The following is a 17,968-nucleotide window of genomic DNA, read 5'->3' on the forward strand; positions in this document are numbered from 1 at the left end:
GGGCCAGGACCGGGACCGGGGTCGGCCGGGCGGCGACGCCGGCGCCGTCGCCTGATGGGGGCACGGCACAAACAAGCAAGGGACCCGCGGGCGCACTGGCTGCTGCTCGCCCTCACCCTGCCGGTGCTCTTCGGCGCCCTCCTCTTCCAGGGCTGGACCCAGAACGAGGTGGACGGCGCCAGGACGAAGCCTGCCTGCACGCAGCCCGTGCCCGCGTCGGCCTCCGGCGCGGGCCCGGTGCTGTCCATCGACGGCGGCCGGGTGCACAGCGCCTCGATGCGGCCCGGCACCGTCGCGCTCACCTATGACGGCGGCCCCTACCCGAAGGCGACGCCGAAACTGCTCGCGCTGCTCAAGAAGCATCACGCGCACGCCACGTTCTTCCTCAACGGCGCCAAGGCCGCTCAGCATCCGAAGCTGGTCGAGCGGATCAGGGCCGACGGGCACGACATCGGCTCCAACACCTACACGGGCGCCGACATGGGCAGCTCGTCCAAGGTGCGCAGCAAGCTCGAACTGGGCCTGACCCAGAGCGCGTTCGCGGGCAGCGGCGGCTTCCACACCACACTCCTGCGGATGCCGATGACCACCACCGTCGCCACGATGTGCGGCGGCGAGTGGCCCGCCGCGCAGGCGGCGTCCGCCGACGGCTACACGCTGGTCGCGGCCGACCACTCCGGGCAGCGGGTCAGGGACGGCCTGGTGCGCCAGCTCAGCCAGACCTCGCTCGGCTACCGCGAGACGGCGAAGCTGCTGGCGAATCCGCAGGCCAGGAACTTCGCCACCATCACGGAGGGCGCGCAGACCAACCAGCAGGCAACGGCTGAGGTGGCCGCGCCCGTGCGCTGGCTCGGGCAGGGCCTGATCTGGTTCCAGACCCTCGGCCGCAGCTTCGTCTCGGCCATCTCGTGGGTGCTCCTCGCGGCCGCGGGCCTCGGTGTGCTGCGCCTGCTCGTGCTCGTGCTGTTCGCCCGCGCGCACGTCAGACGCCTTGAGCGGTTCCGTCCCGGCTCGCCCTGGCTGCGCGAGATCCGCGATCCGGTGACCGTGCTCGTACCCGCGTACAACGAGGAGGCGGGCATCGGCGCGACGCTGCGTTCGTTGCTCGCCTCGACCCACCAGCCGATGCAGATCATCGTCATCGACGACGGGTCGAGCGACCGCACGGTGCAGATCGCGAGCGAATACGCGGCCCGTGACGCGCGCGTGCAGGTGCTGTGCCAGCCCAACTCGGGCAAGGCCGCGGCCCTCAACCACGGCCTGAAGTACACCCGTTGCCCGTACGTCGTGATGATCGACTCGGACACCGTCTTCGAGGCCGACGCGATCCAGCGCCTGGTCCAGCCGCTGGCCCACCCGGCCGTCGGCGCGGTCAGCGGCAACACCAAGGTCGGCAACCGCAAGCGACTCCTCGGCCGTTGGCAGCATCTGGAGTACGTCTTCGGGTTCAACCTGGACCGCCGGATGTTCGAGGTCCTGGAGTGCATGACGACCGTGCCCGGCGCGATCGGCGCCTTCCGGCTCGACGCGCTGATGGGCGTCGGCGGCCTGAGCGAGGACACCCTCGCCGAGGACACCGACCTCACGATGGCGCTGTGGCGGGCCGGCTGGCGGGTCGTGTACGAGGAGACCGCGATCGCCTGGACCGAAGTCCCCACCTCCCTGCGGCAGTTGTGGCGCCAGCGCTACCGCTGGTGCTACGGCACCCTGCAGGCGATGTGGAAGCACCGGGGCGCGGTCCTGGAGGTCGGGCCCGCGGGCCGCTTCGGTCGGCGCGGCCTTTCCTACCTGTTCCTCTTCCAGGTCGTGCTGCCGCTCCTCGCCCCGATGATCGACGTCTTCATGTTCTACAGCGCCGTGTTCGCCGGTGACACGACCACGTCCGTGGTGGCCTGGGTGGGCTTTCTCGCCCTCCAGATGGTCGTCGCGGCGTACGCTCTGAAGCTCGACGGAGAGCGCAGGCGCACGCTCTGGTCATTGCCCTTCCAGCTGTTCGTGTACCGGCAGTTGATGTACCTCGTGGTCATCCAGTCCGTGGTGGCCTTCGTGGGCGGCAGCCGGTTGAAGTGGCAGCGCATGCACCGTTCCGGAACGGCCGCCGCGGCGGCCCAGCACATCGTCAGGACGGCCGAAGAGCCGGACCTGCCGGTCGCGAGGTGACGACCCTGAACCCCAGCGCACACACCCCGACGCCCTATCCGTACGGCGAGTACGAGGCGGGGCAGCATCCGTACGACGGGCAGCAGCATCCGTACGAGGTGGAGCAGAACCCGTACGAGGTGGATCAGTACGGGCACGGGCACGGGTACGAGTACGCCCCCGAGCCCCACTCGTACGAGGTCGAGCACCACCCGTTCGACCCAGTGCCGGCCAACCGGCCCGGCGGGCGGGCCGACGGCGGGTACAAGCGAAGCGAGCGCGAGCCCAAGCGCAAGCGGCGGCGCACCAAGTTCGGGCTCGTGGTGCGCGGGCTGTGCCTGCTCGTGCTGCTGGTGCTGCTCGCGGGCGCGGGGACGTATGTGTGGGCGGGCACCCGGCTCGACGGGGAGGTCGACCTCGCGTCGCTGCCGAGCAGGGCCGCGCCGGGCAAGGGTACGAACTACCTGATCGTGGGCTCCGACAGCCGCGAGGGCCTCAGCGAGAAGCAGACCAAGAACCTGCACACCGGTTCGTCGCTCGGCTCCGAGGGCCGCCGCACCGACTCGATGATGGTGCTGCACACCGGCGCCCACGGCACCACCCTCACCAGCCTGCCGCGGGACTCCTGGGTCACCATCCCGCCGTACGTGGACCCGAAGACCGGTATCCACCACAAGCCGGCGAAGAACAAGCTCAACGCGGCGTTCTCGCTCGGCGGCCCCGAACTCCTGGTCCGCGCGGTCGAGTCGAACACCGGGCTGCGGATCAACCACTACACGGAGATCGGCTTCGCCGGGTTCGTCGGCATCGTCGACGCGGTCGGCGGCGTGCCGATGTGCGTCGACCGGCACATCGTCGACGACAAGTCGGGGCTCGACCTGGCCAAGGGCTGCCACAACCTGACCGGGCGCGAGGCGCTCGGCTTCGTGCGCCAGCGCCACCAGGAGAAGGAGGGCGACCTCGGCCGCTCCCGCAACCAGCAGAAGTTCCTCTCCGCGCTGGCCAAGAAGGCGTCGTCGCCCGGGGTGCTGATGAACCCGTCGACCATGTACGGCACCGCGGGCGCGGGCCTGGACACACTCATCGTGGACAAGTCGACCGGCGTTCCGGAACTGACCCGACTGTTCAAGGCGATGAAGGGGGTGTCCTCGGGCCAGGGCAGGCAACTGGGCGTACCTGTGCGCACGTTGGGCTTCGCCACGTCCAAGGGCAGCGCCATCCTCTGGGACAGGCAGAAGGCGAACCGGTTGTTCACGGAGCTCAGGGAGGACCGCCCGGTGACCGGATCAAGCCCCGCCGGCGATTGAGGCGCGGGGTCCGGGGCAGAGCCCCGAAACCGCAACCCCGGCCCTGGCTACAGCGGAGCGCCGGTGCTTGGCTGGGGGCATGACGACTCGATCCCGGCGCACCATCGAGTACATCCGCTATCGCATCCCCGAGGACCGCTCCGCCGAGTTCATGGCGGCGTACACGCGCGCGGCACAACAGCTGGCGGCCTCGGAGCACTGCGTCTCGTACGAACTCACCCGTTGCGAAGAGGACTTCGAGCACTTCATCCTGCGCATCGTGTGGACGTCGACCGAGGACCACCTGAAGGGCTTCCGCACCTCCGAGCTCTTCCCGGTGTTCCTCACCGAGATCCGCCCCTACGTCGGGTACATCGATGAGATGCGCCACTACACGCCGACCACGGTGCGCGGAACGGGCTCGTCGGACCCCACGCTCTTCGAATGGGCGGGCGGCGCCGAGGCGTTCGGCCGTCTGACGTCCGTGTTCTACGAGAAGGTGGTGAAGGACGACCTCCTCGGCCCGCTCTTCGCCGACCTCCCTGCGGAGCACGCGGACCATGTCGCCCTGTGGCTCGGCGAGGTCTTCGGCGGGCCTTCGGCCTACTCCGAACAGCACGGCGGCCACAGCCACATGGTCGCGATGCACATCGGCAAGGGCGTCACTGAGCCGCAGCGCCGCCGCTGGGTCAACCTCATGCAGGACGCGGCCGACGAGGCGGCCCTGCCGGCGGACGCGGAATTCCGCTCCGCGTTCCTCGCCTACATCGAGTGGGGCACACGCCTCGCCGCCCACTTCTCGGGCCCGGAGGCCGAGCGCCCGGAGGAACAGCCGGTACCCCACTGGACGTGGGGCGCGGCGCCTCCGTACCTGCCCTGAGAGGCGCTACGCCGGGGACATGACCTCGTACAGGTTCCGGGCGTCGTCGGCGAAGAAGCGGGCGGCCGTGGTGTTGTCGACGGCCGGGACGATCGTGTGGTTGAGGCTGACGGTCATGAGGGGCTCCCGGGTGCGGCCAGCGAACCGTGCAGCAGTACGTCGACGAGCTCGGCAGGCGTCGGGTTCAAATCCGCTTCGGGGGAGCGGAGTTGGGTGAAGAGCATGCCGAGGAAGAGCGTGGCGAGCTTGTCCGGGGGCAGCCGCAGGGCGTCCCGGTCGGGCTCGATCAGCTCGCTCAGCGCCTCCCGCATCGCCTGCGCGGACGCCTGCCGGCCGTCCTGGGTGGGCCGCTCGCCCTCGGGTCGGCCGCGCCGCCGCCCCGACGCGTAGAGCCCGCCGACGACGGCGCCCATCCGGTCCAGATGGGCCCGCATCGCCTCGGCGGCCTCGGCGAGCCGGGCGGTGAGCGGCTGCTCCAGATCGATCGAGGCCAGCTCGCGCCGCACGTGCTCGGGGCTGACCGCCTCGGCGACGCAGGCGTCGAGCACCTCGTCCTTGTCCTGGAACACCCGGAAGATCGTGGCCTCCCCGATCCCCGCGGCGCGAGCGATCTGCCCCGTGGTGACGGCCCCGCCGTACTCGGCGACAAGCGGCAACGCGGCCGCGACGATCATGCTGCGCCGCTGCTCCGGACTCATGCCGGGAGCGCGCTTCCTGGTGGTGGCTGGCATACGCCGAAGGTACGGAGTGAGCGCTCACTCCGTCAAGCGGTTGGAGCCCCGCGGCGTCTACAGCTTCGCCCGCAACGAGTCGTCCACACCCCAACTCGCAAGCAGCCGCAGCGCTTCCGCCGATGCCGTACCCGCCTCCGCGTGGTACACGGACAAGAACTGCCCGTCGTCGTCCGGCAAGTGCAACGTCTCGTACGCGAGCGTCAGTTCACCCACCAGAGGGTGCCGCATCCGCTTCACGCCGTGGCCCTTCTCCTTCACGTCGTGCGTGGCCCACAGCCGCCTGAACTCCTCGCTCTTGACGGAGAGTTCGCCCACCAGGGCCGACAGCTCCGGGTCCTCGGGATTGCGCCCCGCGTACAGCCGCAGAAAGCTGACCATGTCGGTCGCCTTGGAGTCCCAGTCGACGAACAGCTCCCGGTAGTCCGGGTTCAGGAACGTGAGCCGCGCCCAGTTCCGCTCGGCGCGCGGCATGCGCCCCCAGTCGCCGAAGAGCGCCGCCGCCATCCGGTTCCAGGCGAGGATGTCCGAGCGCGCCCCGCCGATGTAGGCGGGCACGCCGTCCAGCGAGTCGAGCAGGTGGCGCAGCGCCGGCCGCACCTGCTGCTGCCGCTTCGGCGCCGGCGACCTGCGGCGCTGCCGCGTCGGGCTCGCCAGGTGGACGAGGTGCGCGTGCTCGGTGTCGCTGAGCCGCAGGGCGCGCGCGATCGCGTCGAGCACCTCCGCCGACACATTGCGCCCGTTGCCCTGCTCCAGGCGTGTGTAGTACGCGACCGAGACCCCGGCGAGCTGCGCCAGCTCCTCGCGCCGCAGGCCCGGCACCCGCCGGTGCCGCCCCATCGAGGCGAGCCCCACGTCCTCGGGCTTGAGCCGGGCCCTCCGGGTGCGCAGGAACTCGCTCAGCTCGGCGCGCCGGTCCAGATGGTCGGGGCGGTCCGCCGCCGGTTCCCTGGCCGCATCGTTCTCGTCCATGCTGTCCAGTATTCCCGGTCGTACGACCGGGAGCCTGACCCCGCCAGTAGTAGGACCACTGGACGTACGCAAAGCGGTGACCTGCGCATACTTTGCCGATCGGGCGCGGTGGGCGCACGCTTGGAGCCATGACCACGACTGTTGCCGCATACGCCGTTCCCAGCGCCAAGGCCCCGCTGGAGCGCACCACCATCGAACGCCGCACCGTCGGCGAGCACGACGTACTGATCGACATCAAGTTCGCCGGAATCTGTCACTCCGACATCCACCAGGCCCGTGAGGGATGGGGCGAGGCCATCTTCCCGATGGTGCCGGGGCACGAGATCGCCGGTGTCGTGGAGGCCGTCGGCGCGGGCGTCACCAAGTACAAGGTCGGCGACCGGGTCGGCGTCGGCTGCATGGTCGACTCCTGTGGCGAGTGCGAGCCCTGCCGGTCCGGCCAGGAGCAGCACTGCGTCAAGGGCAACGTCCAGACGTACAACGCCGTCGGCAAGGACGGCGAGCCCACCTACGGCGGCTACTCGCAGAAGGTCGTCGTCACCGAGGGTTTCGTCGTCGGTATCCCCGAGGGCCTCGCCCTCGACGTGGCCGCGCCGCTGCTCTGCGCCGGCATCACCACGTACTCCCCGCTGAAGCACTGGGGCGCGGGCCCCGGCAAGAAGGTCGCGGTCGTCGGTCTCGGTGGCCTCGGCCACATGGGTGTCAAGATCGCGCACGCGCTCGGCGCGGAGGTCACCGTCCTCTCGCAGTCGCTGCGCAAGAAGGACGACGGCCTGAAGCTGGGTGCCGACCACTACTACGCGACGAGCGACCCGAAGACCTTCGAGGAGCTCGCGGGCACCTTCGACGTCATCCTCTCCACGGTCTCCGCGCAGGTGGACTTCGGCGCCTACCTGGGCCTGCTCAAGACGGGCGGCGCCCTGGTGAACGTCGGCGCCCCCGAGGAGCCGATCTCCCTCAACCTGTTCTCCCTCATCGGCGGCAACAAGGTGCTCGCCGGCTCCATGATCGGCGGCATCGCCGAGACCCAGGAGATGCTCGACTTCTGCGCCGAGCACGGCCTCGGTGCCGAGATCGAGCTGATCGAGGCGAGCCAGGTCAACGAGGCGTACGAGCGGGTCCTCGGCTCGGACGTGCGCTACCGCTTCGTGATCGACGCGGCGACCATCTGAGCGCCTCCCGCACATCACATCGGTCATGACGTCATGGCCTTCATGACCTGAGAGGTCATGGCCGCCCTCCCCGGGTCCCGGCAGGATCGTCCTCGTACCCACCAGATCCTGCCGGACCCGAGGGAGGGCTCTTTCATGACCGCCTACGCGATCGCCGTACTCGGCACCACGCCCGGAGCGCCGCACCCCGACGTCCTCACGTACATCGAGCGCGTCCAGTCCACGTTCACCCCGTACGGCGGCCGCTTCCTGGTCCACGGCAAGAAGGGGGAGTGGATGGAGGGGGAGCCGCCCGGCGGCATCGTGATGATCGAGTTCCCCGACCTGGAGGCGGCCCACGCCTGGTACGCGTCCCCCGCCTACCAGGAGATCCTCCCGCTGCGCACCGACCACCTGCCCGGCAGCCTGGTGCTCCTGGACGGAGTGCCGCCGGGGTACGACGCGGCGCACACGGCCGCGGCCATGCGCGAGACGTAGGCCCAAGGACCCAACGGCCCGGTCGCGAACGGCGTCACGCTCGCCCTACGGGACGCGCCGCGGCCGTACCCCGTCGAGTGTCGGCGCGACCGGTCGCATCAGCCCGTCCGCCCCGAACGTGACGCGGTCGATGGTGGTCTCGCGGTGGGTGCCGTCGCCGCCGGGCATCCCGAACCGGTGGTAGGCGATGTACCACTCGTCGGTGCCGGGCACGCGGAGCAGCGAATTGTGCCCGGTGCCGAGGATCCCCTGGGCCGGATCCTTCTCCAGCACCACGCCGCGGTAGGTGAACGGCCCGTACGGCGAGTCGGACGTGGCGTACCCGACGCGGTAGTTCTCGCTGCGGGTGTCGTCGATCGAGTACGTGAGGTGGTACCGGCCGCCTCGCCGCACCATGAACAACCCTTCCCGGAAGTCCTCAAGTCCCTTGATCTGCCGTGCTTTTGACGGGACGTACGACGTCATGTCGTTCTCGTCCAGCGGTACCACCCACGCCGACCCGTTGCCCCAGTACAGATACGTCTGCCCGTCGTCGTCCGTGAAGGCGGCGGGGTCGATGGCCTGTCCGTCGCCGTCCGGGTTGGCGGCGATCAGAACCTTCCCGCTGTCGGTGAAAGGACCCGTGGGCGAGTCGGCCGTGGCGACCCCGATCTTCGCCTCGGCGCAGTAGTAGAAGTAGAACCGCCCGTCCTTCTCCGCGATGGTCGGCGCCCAGGCGCGGGACTCGGCCCAGCTCACGTCCTTGCCGAGATCCAGGATGACCCCGCGATCGACCCAGTGGACGAGGTCCTTCGACGACCAGACGCCGAAGGTCGTACCGCTCCAGCCGTCGAACCCGTCGTTGGTCGTGTAGAGGTAGTAAGTCCCCCCGAAAGCAACGATGTTGGGATCGGCGTGGAAGCCGGGCAGCACCGGCGTCCGCATCTCCACGGCCGACACCTTCCACTTGCGCCGCTCGCCGGCCGCCGAGGTGACGGTGTACGTGACGGGCCGCCGCAGGTCCACCCGCTTGCCGCTCGCCGGACTGATCCGGGCGCCGGGCGCGAGAGTGAACTCGGGCCGCAGGGCGCGCAGTTGCGTGCCCGGCTCGACCGGCAGCACGACGGTCGACCCGTCGCCCTCGATGACGGCGGGCACCTTCAGCTCCTTCGCCTCCACGCCCCGGATGCGGGTGGCGTTGGCGGGCAGCGCGGCGATCTCGTCGGCGGAGAGCGCCCGGTTGTAGAGCCGTACGTCCCGCAGCCGCCCCTTCAGGGTGTGGTCGGAGGCGTACTGGGACCGGCCCAGATAGTTGGCCGTGGTGCGCCCGCCGCCGATGTCCGAGGGCATGAGGGTGACGGCGCTGTTCCGGGCGGCGACCGCACCGTCGAGATACAGCAGCGCGGTGTCGCCGTCGACGGTGTACGTGACCTGGGCCCAACGCCCGCGCGCCAGCCCGGTGTCGGACGCGGCGGCCTGCTCCTTGCTCCAGTTCCCGTCGGACAGGGCGGCCCGGAAGCCGCTGTCGGCACTGCCGCCCGTGGCGAAGAGATAGCCGTCGCCGGAACCGGTGGAGGAGGCGGTGTTCCCGAACCCGTACAGGAAGTACGGCGTCGCCTGGTCGCTGTCGACCCACACCTCGGCGGCGACGGTCACCGAGTCCACGCCGGCCAGCATGTTGTCGGGCAGCTTCACGTGTCCGCTCGCGCCGCCGAGCACGAGGGCGCCGTCGTCCCAGTCGGCGTCCCCTGCCGCGGTGCCGTGATAGCCGTGCCCGGAAGTGTCCTTCGCGTCGCTGCCGAGCGGCCAGTGGGCGACGAGCCCGTCGGCGTCGGCGCGCACGGGAGCGACGCCCCACTTGGCGTTGACCCGGTCGAACTCCGCACGCGTCAGCGGGAGTACGGTCCCGTGCCGCGGGGCCGCGGGCAGCCGGTACTCGGCGGCCTTCGTCCACTCGCCGGCCGCCAGGTCGGTGGACTCGAAGGGCATGTAGCCGGTGCCGGTGTAGTCGTCGATGAACAGGTACCACTTCTCTTCACTGTTGGACTTGAAGACGAGCGGCCCCTCGCCCTGCGCCATGGAGCCCATGCCGATGCCCTCGGCGACGGTCTCCCAGTCCGTGGAGAGCAGGTCCTCGGACTTCTCCTCCAGGATGAACTTTCCGTACGGCGACTGCGACGCCGACCGCTCGTCCTTCGTGAACCGGTAGTACGTCCCGTCGTGCGCGATGACGGTGGAGTCGATGACCGAATACCCCGGGTCGTTCCACACCTTGGCCTCGGTGAAGGTCACGAAGTCCGTGGTCGTGGCGTACAGCATGCGGTTGTACGTGTCGCCGGTGTGCTCCGGGTCGTCCTCGCCGTACAGCTTCGACGCCCAGAAGACGACGTACGCGCCGAGCTCCTCGCTCCAATACGCCTCGGGCGCCCAGGTGTTGCCCGCGGTCTCCGGCGAGACCCGCACCGACCGCGGCTCGCCCCACTCCGCCAGGTCCGCCGACTCCCACACGATGATCGACCGACTGCCGTGCCGCTGCACGTAGTCCCAGCCCGCCCCGCCATGGATCTTCAGATCGGTGGCGATGAGAAAGAACTTGTCCCCTTCGGGCGACCGGATGACGAAGGGGTCGCGCACACCCTTGTCGCCGAGGTCGGAGGTGAGAACGGGCTCGCCTCCATTCAACTCCCGCCAGTGGAGCGGGTCGTCGCCCCGGCTGAGTGCGAGATGGATCTGCTCACCGTCCGCGCTGCCCTCGCCGGTGAAGTACACGAAGAGATAGCCCTCGTATCCGCCGGCGTCGGCGCTCCCGGCGCGAGCGCGAGCACTGGCGGGGCTCGGGGAGGCGAGAGTGGAAGCCCCCAGAGTGAGCGCTCCGGCGACGAGGAGGTTCCGTCGGGACAGGACGGCGGCGGGCGGACGGGACGTTCCGTTACGGGGCATGCGTACCAGTCCTCGGGGTGCGGGGGAGTCCGTGGTGGCGGGGGATGGCAGGGGTGTCGGCGTTGGCCAGTGAAGAAGTACGCGGTCGCCCGGTCAAGATCCTGGATGCACATTGGTCCGAGAAATCGAAGATCGATCGAGATCCCGAACGTCAAATGCCGCGAACTGCCCTACAGCGCCCACCCTTTGAGGCGTCAGGGCCGAGCCCCACGTCGAGCCACCGGCACATCCGGTGAACGGTCCCCTCCGCGACGGCGGGTCAGTGCCGCAGCGTCGCCGGGCTTCCGCCGTTCGCCTCGTAACCGGCGACGGCGAGCGCCCGGTACACGGCGTACGAGGCCGCCGGGTCGTACTCGGCGGTCCACGGGATCGCGCCCACGTGGCCGTCGACGTGCACGAGTTGCCGCATCGCCTCGGACCAGCGCTCGCTGCGCACCAGGAAGAACACCAGCAGGTGCCGTACGTGAGCGAGCATCGGGTCGTCGGGGCGCGCGGCGTGCACCGCGAACAGCGCCCCGTGCAGCGCCTTCGTGACGACCACGCTCTCGTAGAACCCGCGCACCAGGTTCACCTCGGGCACGTGCTCGTACAGCGCGAACAGCGGCAGCGCCGCGAGCAGCGAACCGCGCGGCGCACGCGCGGCGGCGGCCTCGGCGAACGAGAAGGCCTGCTCGCGCGAGCCGTGCCACTTCTCCGTCCAGTACCGGAGGCCGGCCAGATGCGCGCCCATGTGGCCCGGCGCGGTGTCGAGGATCTTCAGCCACAGCTGCTCGAACTCGGCCTGCGAATAGCCGAGTCCGCGCGCGACGGCGAGGTGCGTGATGTGCGGGACGGGGTCGCCGGGAGCCAGCATCGCCGCCTGGTCACAGGCATTGCGCGCCTCTTCGAGGACGATCCGCTGCTCGTCGGGAGTGCCGCCGCCGCGCCACGCCTGCTGCACCAGGAACTCGGCGAAGACCTGCGCCCCGCCCGCGTCCTTCGGCGCCTGCGACCGCCACGCGTGCAGCCACCCGGCACCGAGCCGCGGCGTCTGCTGGGCCTCGAGGGCGGCGGCGCCGGCGATCGCCTGTACCCGCTCCCACCGGGTCTCGGTCTCCTTACCGGTCCCGGCGAGGAGCTGGGAGGCCGCGGTGAAGTCCTGATTGCGCTGCACGACCGACATCACGTCGAGCAGATCCTGGTCGGGCCCCGGCAGCCGGACGTCCAGGTCCTCCTGAAGCATGAACCCGTAGTCCGCCGGGTCCGCGGCGTCCGGGGACCCCGGAGCGACCTGCCGAATCCCGCCGCGGCGCCGCAGCAACTGCGACACCACGAGCCCGATCATGACCGCGGCCATCAGCCCCCAGAGAATTCCCATATCAACAACGCTAACGTGCCGGTCCGGCATGGGGTTCCCGGCCACAGTGGCGACAAAAGGGCGCTGCGCCCCACCTCCGCGCGCGCGAGCGCCTACGCTCGGCCCCCATGAGCGACACGCACAGCCACAGCGGCAGCACCCCGCGCGGCTTCGAGACCACCGCCATCCACGCCGGCAACACGGCCGACCCCGTGACCGGCGCCGTCGTCCCGCCGATCTACCAGGTCTCCACGTACAAGCAGGACGGCGTGGGCGGCCTGCGCGGCGGCTACGAGTACAGCCGCAGCGCCAACCCGACCCGTACCGCCCTGGAGGAGAACCTCGCCGCCCTGGAGGGCGGCCGGCGCGGCCTCGCCTTCGCCTCCGGGCTCGCCGCCGAGGACTGCCTGCTGCGGACGCTGCTCAGCCCCGGCGACCACGTGGTCATCCCGAACGACGCGTACGGCGGCACGTTCCGGCTGTTCGCGAAGGTCGTGATGCGGTGGGGCGTCGAGTTCTCGGTGGCGGACACCAGTGACGTCGAGTCGGTGCGCGCCGCGATCACCCCGCTGACCAAGGCCGTGTGGGTGGAGACGCCCTCCAACCCGCTCCTCGGCATCACCGACATCGCGGCCGTCGCCCAGGTCGCCCGCGAGGCCGGGGCCAAGCTCGTCGTCGACAACACCTTCGCCAGCCCCTACCTCCAGCAGCCGCTGGCGCTCGGCGCCGACGTCGTCGTGCACTCGATGACCAAGTACATGGGCGGCCACTCCGACGTCGTCGGCGGCGCGCTCGTCGTCAATGACCAGTCGCTCGCCGACGACCTCGCGTACCACCAGAACGCGATGGGCGCGGTGGCGGGCCCGTTCGACGCCTGGCTGGTGCTGCGCGGGATCAAGACGCTGCCCGTCCGCATGGACCGGCACAGCGAGAACGCGACCCGCGTCGCCGAGATGCTCTCCCGCCACCCGCGGGTCACGAAGGTGCTCTACCCGGGCCTGCCCGAGCACCCCGGGCACGAGATCGCGGCGAAGCAGATGAAGGCGTTCGGCGGCATGGTGTCGTTCCAGGTCGAGGGCGGCGAGGAAGCGGCCGTCGAGGTCTGCAACAGGGCGAAGCTCTTCACGCTGGGCGAGTCCCTGGGCGGCGTCGAGTCCCTCGTCGAGCACCCCGGCCGGATGACGCACGCCTCCGTCGCGGGCTCCGCCCTGGAGGTCCCCGCCGATCTCGTACGCCTCTCCGTGGGCATCGAGTCCGTCGACGATCTGCTCGCCGACCTCCAGCAGGCGCTCGACAAGTAGTACTCCCCGTAAAGGAGTTCACCAGCCGGTCAGTTGTGGAGTCGTCTTCGAGGGCGGCTCCACCCACGGCCGCTCGACCGTCGCCCACACGACGAACGTCACGACGGCGACGACCAGCACGAACCACATCAGCCGCGACGCCGCCCGGCGCCGCTTGCGCGCGCGGCCGCCCTTGCGCATCGCGTCCGCGCACAGTTCCGTCGGCACCACGGGCGCGGGCCCGCCGTCGAGCACCGCGCGCACGGCCGCCTCATTGCGCTCCTGGAGACTCATACCGGGGCCGCCCCTCGCAGTTCGGCGGGCGCGGGGCCGCGCGGCGGGTGCAGGACGAGGGCCATCGCCCGCGCGTGCACGGTGCGGACGCGCTCCGCGGGCAGCCCGAGCAACGACGCGGTCTGCTCCTCGCCGACCCCTTCGAAGAGCCGCAGCACGAGGACGAGCCGCTCCTGGGGGCTGAGCAGGCCCAACGCGCCACCACGCGCGCGGTGCTGCCGCCATGAGCCGCGGGCGAACCGGACGGCCAGCTCCTTGCGCGCGCAGTCGTAGGGATCCTCACCCCGAAGCCGGTCCCAGGAGGCGTACGTTCGGCCGAGGACGGTCGTGAGCAGCTTGCGCGCGCGAGGGTTGGCGTCCGGCGGCTCCGTCGTCAGGAGCGTCGCGGCACGCAACAGCCGCCCGGCCGCGCCCGCGACGAACGCCTCGAACTCACGGGCCCGGCGGGCGTCACGCAACGCCTGCCGTTCTCGCACCCTTCATATGAGGCCGACCGCGGCTCCCTGGTCAAGAGGCGGGAGCCGCTCATGCCGTACCCGTGCTGCCAGGCAACCGTCAGGAGTCGGCGGGCGGCGTCGGCTGGCCGTGGCGCGCGGAGAGCGCCGAATTGAAGCGCGCGAGGAGCGCGCAGAACTGCTCGCGCTCCTGCGGCTCCCACTCCTGCGTCAACTGCGCCATCAATTCCTGCCTGGATGTGCGTACCTCGTCGAGCCGTGCCGCACCGCGCGGCGACAGCTGCAACACCACCGCACGTCCGTCCTCCGGGTGAGAGGTGCGCTTGACGAGACCCGTGTCGACGAGTGGGGCGACCTGGCGGGTCACCGTCGAGGAGTCGATCCCCATGCTCGACGCGAGCGCCTTGACGCCCATCGGGCCTTCCTTGTCGAGGCGGTTGAGCAGCAGATAGGCCGCTCGGTCCATCGAATTGCGCACCTGCCCGACCCCGCCGAGCCGGGTCTGTTCGGCGCGACGGGCGAAGACCGCCACCTCGTGCTGGAGCGTTTCGAGGAGGCCGGGGTCACCAGCGGTCGTCATGTCCATCGTTTCCTGTGGTGTGGGCATGGCCGGGGGCTCACTTCATGCGTGGGTGGTGGATTGCACTGGATTGGCCCACAGGGTACGCGGCGAAAGCGCTGGCCGTACCGGCCGTGCGCAATCCGGTCTCGCAGCGTGAGCATCCCGAGAGACGCCCGCCGTGAGCTGCAAGACTTTCGTCATGAGCAACAGCGCGTCTGACTACTTGCCCGCCCCGACGCCCGCGGTCACCCTCGACGATGTCCGTGGCGCCCAGAAGATGCTTTCCGGGGTGGCACGGCTGACGTCGATGGCGCACAGCCACCACCTCTCCCAGCTGGCCGGGACGCCGGTCCACCTCAAGTGCGAGAACCTCCAGCGCACCGGATCCTTCAAGCTGCGCGGCGCCTACGTGCGGATCGCGGGCCTGCTGCCCGAGGAGCGGGCCGCCGGGGTCGTGGCCGCGAGCGCGGGCAACCACGCGCAGGGCGTGGCCCTCGCCTCCTCGCTCCTCGGCGTGCGCTCCACGGTGTTCATGCCGGTCGGCGCGCCCCTGCCGAAGGTCGCCGCGACCCGCGAGTACGGGGCCGAGGTGCGCCTGCACGGCCAGGTGGTCGACGAGACCCTCGCCGCGGCCCAGGAGTACGCGGAGCAGACCGGGGCGGTGTTCATCCACCCCTTCGACCACCCGGACGTCGTCGCGGGCCAGGGCACGCTCGGCCTGGAGATCCTGGAGCAGTGCCCGGAGGTGCGGACGATCCTGGTCGGCGTCGGCGGCGGCGGACTCGCGGCCGGCATCGCGGTCGCGGTGAAGGCGCTGCGGCCCGACGTGAAGGTGATCGGCGTGCAGGCGGCGGGCGCGGCCGCGTACCCGCCCTCGCTGGCCGCCGGGCACCCGGTCGCGATCCAGTCCCCGTCGACGATGGCCGACGGGATCAAGGTGGGGCGGCCCGGCGACGTCCCGTTCGGGCTTGTCTCCGGCCTGGTCGACGACGTCCGTACGGTCTCGGAGGACGCGCTCTCCAGCGCGCTGCTGCTCTGCCTGGAGCGCGCCAAGCTGGTCGTCGAGCCGGCGGGCGCGAGCCCCGTGGCGGCGCTCCTGAGCGAGCCCGGCGCCTTCGAGGGCCCGGTCGTCGCGCTGCTGTCCGGCGGCAACATCGACCCGCTCCTGATGCAGCGCGTCCTCACCCACGGCCTTGCCGCCGCGGGCCGCTACCTGTCGCTGCGGCTGCGTCTCACGGACCGCCCCGGCGCCCTGGCCACGCTCCTCCAGGTGTTGTCAGTGGCCGACGCTAACGTCACCGATGTGAGCCACGTACGGACCGATCCGCGGCTCGGGCTCACGGAGGCGGAGGTGGAGCTGCACCTGGAGACCAAGGGTCCCGCGCACTGCACCGAGGTCGGCGCGGCGCTGCGGGAGGCGGGCTACACCGTCATCGAGTAATTCCGTGGCGGTACGCGATACATCGCGATAGTGTGTGGCGCGCTTCACCCGTTCGCCGGGCACGTACGGCCCGGCAAATTTACACTTTCTCCACGTAAGGCTGCGTAAGTCACGTAACGCCGCGTACGCGGGCACAGCACGCATCAGGTAACACCCACACACTGGGGGAACCAATGCCAGGCGCCATCTACGCCGAAGGTCTGGTGAAGACCTTCGGCGATGTAAGGGCTCTGGACGGCGTCGATCTGGACGTACCGGAGGGCACCGTCCTCGGCCTGCTGGGGCCGAACGGGGCGGGGAAGACGACGGCGGTGCGCTGCCTGACGACCCTGCTCACGCCGGACAGTGGCAAGGCGGTCGTCGCGGGCATCGACGTACTGAAGAACCCGAACGAAGTGCGGCGTTCCATCGGCCTGTCCGGCCAGTTCGCCGCGGTCGACGAATATCTGACGGGGCGCGAGAACCTGCAGATGGTCGGGCAGCTCTACCAGCTGTCCAAGAAGGACGCCAAGAAGCGGTCCGTCGAACTCCTCGAGCGCTTCCACCTCGTGGACGCCGCCGACCGCCCCTCCAAGACGTACTCGGGCGGCATGCGCCGCAGGCTCGACCTCGCGGCCGCCCTCGTCGTCTCCCCGCCGGTGATGTTCATGGACGAGCCGACGACCGGCCTCGACCCGTACAACCGGCAGCAGCTGTGGGAGGTGATCCAGGAACTGGTCGCCGGCGGTACGACGCTGCTGCTCACGACCCAGTACCTGGAAGAGGCCGACCACCTGGCGCACGACATCTGCGTCGTGGACCACGGCCGCGTGATCGCCCGCGGCACCGCCGACCAGCTCAAGGCGCAGACCGGCGGCGAGCGCGTCGAGGTCGTGGTGCACGAGCGGGAGCACATCGCCGCCGCCCGGGAGATCCTGGCCGGCTTCGGCAAGGGCGAGGCCGCCGTCGACGAGCACACCCGCAAGCTGACCGTCCCGGTCACCGGTGGCGCGAAGCTCCTCGCCGAGGTCATCCGCGACCTGGACGCGCGCGGCATCGAGATCGACGACATCGGCCTGCGCCGCCCGACCCTGGACGACGTGTTCATCTCGCTGACCGGCCATGTCGCCGAGGAGGCGGACGCGGCCGATGCGGCCGATGCGACCGAGGAGACGAAGGGGGCGAAGCAATGAGCGCCTGGAACGACTCCCTGGTCATAGGCAAGCGCAACCTGATCCGGATGACCCGGATCCCCGAGATGATCCTGTTCGGGATCATCCAGCCGGTGATGTTCGTGGTCCTGTTCACGTACGTCTTCGGCGGCTCGATCGCCATCCCGGGCGCCGGGGTCAGTGCGAGCGCCTACAAGGAATTCCTGATGGCCGGCATCTTCGCCCAGACCGTCACCTTCGCCACGGCGGGCGCCGGTGCGGGCATCGCGGACGACATGCACAAGGGCCTCATCGACCGGTTCCGCTCGCTGCCCATGGCGCGCGGCGCCGTGCTCACCGGCCGCACCCTCGCCGACCTGGTGCAGACGGCGGTGACGCTGGCCGTGCTCGCGGTGGTGGCGCTGCTCGTCGGCTGGCGCACGCACGAGAACCTCGGCAAGGTCCTGGCCGGGTTCGGCCTGCTCCTGCTGCTCGGGTACGCGTTCACGTGGATCGGCGCGCTGATCGGCCTGTCGGTGCGCACCCCGGAGGCGGCGACCTCCGGCGGCCTGATCTGGCTCTTCCCGCTGACGTTCATCTCGAACGCGTTCGTGCCGGTCAACGGCATGCCGAAGTTCCTTCAGTACATCGCGGAATGGAACCCCTTCAGTGCCACGGTGGCGGCGGCCCGCGAGCTGTTCGGCAACACGATCGAAGGCGTCCCGAAATCGGTGACCGGTGCCTGGCCCATGGAGCACCCGATCTGGGCCTCCCTGATCTGGTCGGTCCTGATCATCCTGGCCTTCCGCACCCTCGCGGTGCGCAAGTACCGCAAGGCGGCCTGACACATGAAGGCGGCCTGACACACGAGTGGGGCCCCGCGGCGTGCGTGCC

The 17,968-nt window shown here is 70.5% G+C and carries 16 protein-coding genes; 9 read left to right on the plus strand and 7 right to left on the minus strand.

Annotated elements, in window-relative coordinates; all coding sequences use genetic code 11:
- The first annotated feature begins 54 nt into the window (after positions 1 to 54).
- From OG746_RS09700 to OG746_RS09710, 3 genes are all read left to right on the plus strand, one after another.
- Complete coding sequence (locus tag OG746_RS09700) at positions 55 to 2,160, plus strand: bifunctional polysaccharide deacetylase/glycosyltransferase family 2 protein (RefSeq protein ID WP_266713475.1); 2,106 nt, start codon at positions 55 to 57, stop codon at positions 2,158 to 2,160.
- Entirely contained in the window at positions 2,157 to 3,446 is a 1,290-nt protein-coding gene (locus OG746_RS09705) for an LCP family protein (RefSeq protein WP_266713477.1), read from the plus strand. Before OG746_RS09700 ends, OG746_RS09705 begins: the two co-directional genes overlap by 4 nt.
- A gap of 79 nt (positions 3,447 to 3,525) precedes the next feature.
- A complete protein-coding gene (locus OG746_RS09710; RefSeq protein WP_266713479.1) occupies positions 3,526 to 4,305 on the plus strand; it encodes a group II truncated hemoglobin in 780 nt (259 codons plus the stop codon).
- Between the two features lie 113 nt (positions 4,306 to 4,418).
- On the opposite strand, the gene OG746_RS09715 is transcribed toward OG746_RS09710, so the two are convergent.
- Both OG746_RS09715 and OG746_RS09720 read right to left on the minus strand, forming a co-directional pair.
- Entirely contained in the window at positions 4,419 to 5,036 is a 618-nt protein-coding gene (locus OG746_RS09715) for a TetR/AcrR family transcriptional regulator (RefSeq protein ID WP_266713481.1), read from the minus strand.
- 57 nt (positions 5,037 to 5,093) lie between these two features.
- On the minus strand, positions 5,094 to 6,008 hold the full coding sequence (locus OG746_RS09720; protein WP_266713483.1) for an MmyB family transcriptional regulator: 915 nt from the start codon (positions 6,006 to 6,008) through the stop codon (positions 5,094 to 5,096).
- Positions 6,009 to 6,136: 128 nt separating this feature from the next.
- Between OG746_RS09720 and OG746_RS09725 the strand changes: the two genes are divergently transcribed.
- Positions 6,137 to 7,180: an NAD(P)-dependent alcohol dehydrogenase gene (locus OG746_RS09725; protein ID WP_266713485.1), complete on the plus strand. Its 1,044-nt coding sequence runs from the start codon at positions 6,137 to 6,139 to the stop codon at positions 7,178 to 7,180.
- A 135-nt stretch (positions 7,181 to 7,315) separates the two neighbouring features.
- Positions 7,316 to 7,657: a DUF1330 domain-containing protein gene (locus OG746_RS09730; protein WP_266713487.1), complete on the plus strand. Its 342-nt coding sequence runs from the start codon at positions 7,316 to 7,318 to the stop codon at positions 7,655 to 7,657.
- A 45-nt stretch (positions 7,658 to 7,702) separates the two neighbouring features.
- Here OG746_RS09730 and OG746_RS09735 read toward each other — a convergent pair whose 3' ends face one another.
- Together OG746_RS09735 and OG746_RS09740 are read right to left on the minus strand one after the other, a co-directional pair.
- Positions 7,703 to 10,576, minus strand: coding sequence for a family 43 glycosylhydrolase (locus OG746_RS09735; RefSeq protein WP_266713489.1), 2,874 nt, complete (start codon positions 10,574 to 10,576; stop codon positions 7,703 to 7,705).
- A 259-nt stretch (positions 10,577 to 10,835) separates the two neighbouring features.
- The gene (locus tag OG746_RS09740; protein ID WP_266713491.1) at positions 10,836 to 11,933 is read right to left on the minus strand and encodes a hypothetical protein; all 1,098 of its coding nucleotides are present in this window, start codon (positions 11,931 to 11,933) and stop codon (positions 10,836 to 10,838) included.
- A gap of 107 nt (positions 11,934 to 12,040) precedes the next feature.
- Between OG746_RS09740 and OG746_RS09745 the strand changes: the two genes are divergently transcribed.
- A complete protein-coding gene (locus tag OG746_RS09745) occupies positions 12,041 to 13,213 on the plus strand; it encodes a cystathionine gamma-synthase (RefSeq protein ID WP_266713493.1) in 1,173 nt (390 codons plus the stop codon).
- A gap of 18 nt (positions 13,214 to 13,231) precedes the next feature.
- Here the strand turns inward: OG746_RS09745 and OG746_RS09750 are convergent, their stop codons facing one another.
- The 3 genes from OG746_RS09750 to OG746_RS09760 form a co-directional block, all read right to left on the minus strand.
- Positions 13,232 to 13,486 carry a hypothetical protein gene (locus OG746_RS09750; protein ID WP_266713495.1) on the minus strand — a complete coding sequence of 85 codons (255 nt, stop codon included), beginning with the start codon at positions 13,484 to 13,486 and terminating at the stop codon, positions 13,232 to 13,234.
- Positions 13,483 to 13,962, minus strand: a complete 480-nt coding sequence (locus OG746_RS09755) for a sigma factor-like helix-turn-helix DNA-binding protein (RefSeq protein ID WP_266713497.1) — start codon at positions 13,960 to 13,962, stop codon at positions 13,483 to 13,485. Before OG746_RS09755 ends, OG746_RS09750 begins: the two co-directional genes overlap by 4 nt.
- A 79-nt stretch (positions 13,963 to 14,041) precedes the next feature.
- Positions 14,042 to 14,527, minus strand: coding sequence for a MarR family winged helix-turn-helix transcriptional regulator (locus OG746_RS09760; RefSeq protein WP_266718819.1), 486 nt, complete (start codon positions 14,525 to 14,527; stop codon positions 14,042 to 14,044).
- 175 nt (positions 14,528 to 14,702) lie between these two features.
- On the opposite strand from OG746_RS09760, the gene ilvA reads away from it, so the two are divergent.
- The 3 genes from ilvA to OG746_RS09775 all read left to right on the plus strand — a co-directional run bounded on the left by ilvA (position 14,703) and on the right by OG746_RS09775 (position 17,919).
- Positions 14,703 to 15,944 carry a threonine ammonia-lyase gene (ilvA, locus tag OG746_RS09765; protein WP_266713499.1) on the plus strand — a complete coding sequence of 414 codons (1,242 nt, stop codon included), beginning with the start codon at positions 14,703 to 14,705 and terminating at the stop codon, positions 15,942 to 15,944.
- Between the two features lie 173 nt (positions 15,945 to 16,117).
- Positions 16,118 to 17,116: an efflux ABC transporter ATPase subunit, DrrA-related gene (locus tag OG746_RS09770; protein WP_266713501.1), complete on the plus strand. Its 999-nt coding sequence runs from the start codon at positions 16,118 to 16,120 to the stop codon at positions 17,114 to 17,116.
- The gene (locus OG746_RS09775) at positions 17,113 to 17,919 is read left to right on the plus strand and encodes an ABC transporter permease (protein WP_266713503.1); all 807 of its coding nucleotides are present in this window, start codon (positions 17,113 to 17,115) and stop codon (positions 17,917 to 17,919) included. Before OG746_RS09770 ends, OG746_RS09775 begins: the two co-directional genes overlap by 4 nt.
- Positions 17,920 to 17,968: the final 49 nt, after the last annotated feature.

The organism is Streptomyces sp. NBC_01016 (genome assembly GCF_026341035.1).
In the GTDB taxonomy this organism is placed as follows: Bacteria; Actinomycetota; Actinomycetes; order Streptomycetales; family Streptomycetaceae; genus Streptomyces.

What these genes read in the sequence shown, in the direction of transcription:
- OG746_RS09700 (WP_266713475.1), top strand. Translation starts at nt 55, where the DNA reads ATGGGGGCACGGCACAAACAAGCAAGGGACCCGCGGGCGCACTGGCTG.
- OG746_RS09710 (WP_266713479.1), top strand. Translation starts at nt 3,526, where the DNA reads ATGACGACTCGATCCCGGCGCACCATCGAGTACATCCGCTATCGCATC.
- OG746_RS09715 (WP_266713481.1), bottom strand. Translation starts at nt 5,036, where the DNA reads ATGCCAGCCACCACCAGGAAGCGCGCTCCCGGCATGAGTCCGGAGCAG.
- OG746_RS09720 (WP_266713483.1), bottom strand. Translation starts at nt 6,008, where the DNA reads ATGGACGAGAACGATGCGGCCAGGGAACCGGCGGCGGACCGCCCCGAC.
- OG746_RS09725 (WP_266713485.1), top strand. Translation starts at nt 6,137, where the DNA reads ATGACCACGACTGTTGCCGCATACGCCGTTCCCAGCGCCAAGGCCCCG.
- OG746_RS09730 (WP_266713487.1), top strand. Translation starts at nt 7,316, where the DNA reads ATGACCGCCTACGCGATCGCCGTACTCGGCACCACGCCCGGAGCGCCG.
- OG746_RS09735 (WP_266713489.1), bottom strand. Translation starts at nt 10,576, where the DNA reads ATGCCCCGTAACGGAACGTCCCGTCCGCCCGCCGCCGTCCTGTCCCGA.
- OG746_RS09740 (WP_266713491.1), bottom strand. Translation starts at nt 11,933, where the DNA reads ATGGGAATTCTCTGGGGGCTGATGGCCGCGGTCATGATCGGGCTCGTG.
- OG746_RS09745 (WP_266713493.1), top strand. Translation starts at nt 12,041, where the DNA reads ATGAGCGACACGCACAGCCACAGCGGCAGCACCCCGCGCGGCTTCGAG.
- OG746_RS09750 (WP_266713495.1), bottom strand. Translation starts at nt 13,486, where the DNA reads ATGAGTCTCCAGGAGCGCAATGAGGCGGCCGTGCGCGCGGTGCTCGAC.
- OG746_RS09760 (WP_266718819.1), bottom strand. Translation starts at nt 14,527, where the DNA reads ATGGACATGACGACCGCTGGTGACCCCGGCCTCCTCGAAACGCTCCAG.
- ilvA (WP_266713499.1), top strand. Translation starts at nt 14,703, where the DNA reads ATGAGCAACAGCGCGTCTGACTACTTGCCCGCCCCGACGCCCGCGGTC.
- OG746_RS09770 (WP_266713501.1), top strand. Translation starts at nt 16,118, where the DNA reads ATGCCAGGCGCCATCTACGCCGAAGGTCTGGTGAAGACCTTCGGCGAT.
- OG746_RS09775 (WP_266713503.1), top strand. Translation starts at nt 17,113, where the DNA reads ATGAGCGCCTGGAACGACTCCCTGGTCATAGGCAAGCGCAACCTGATC.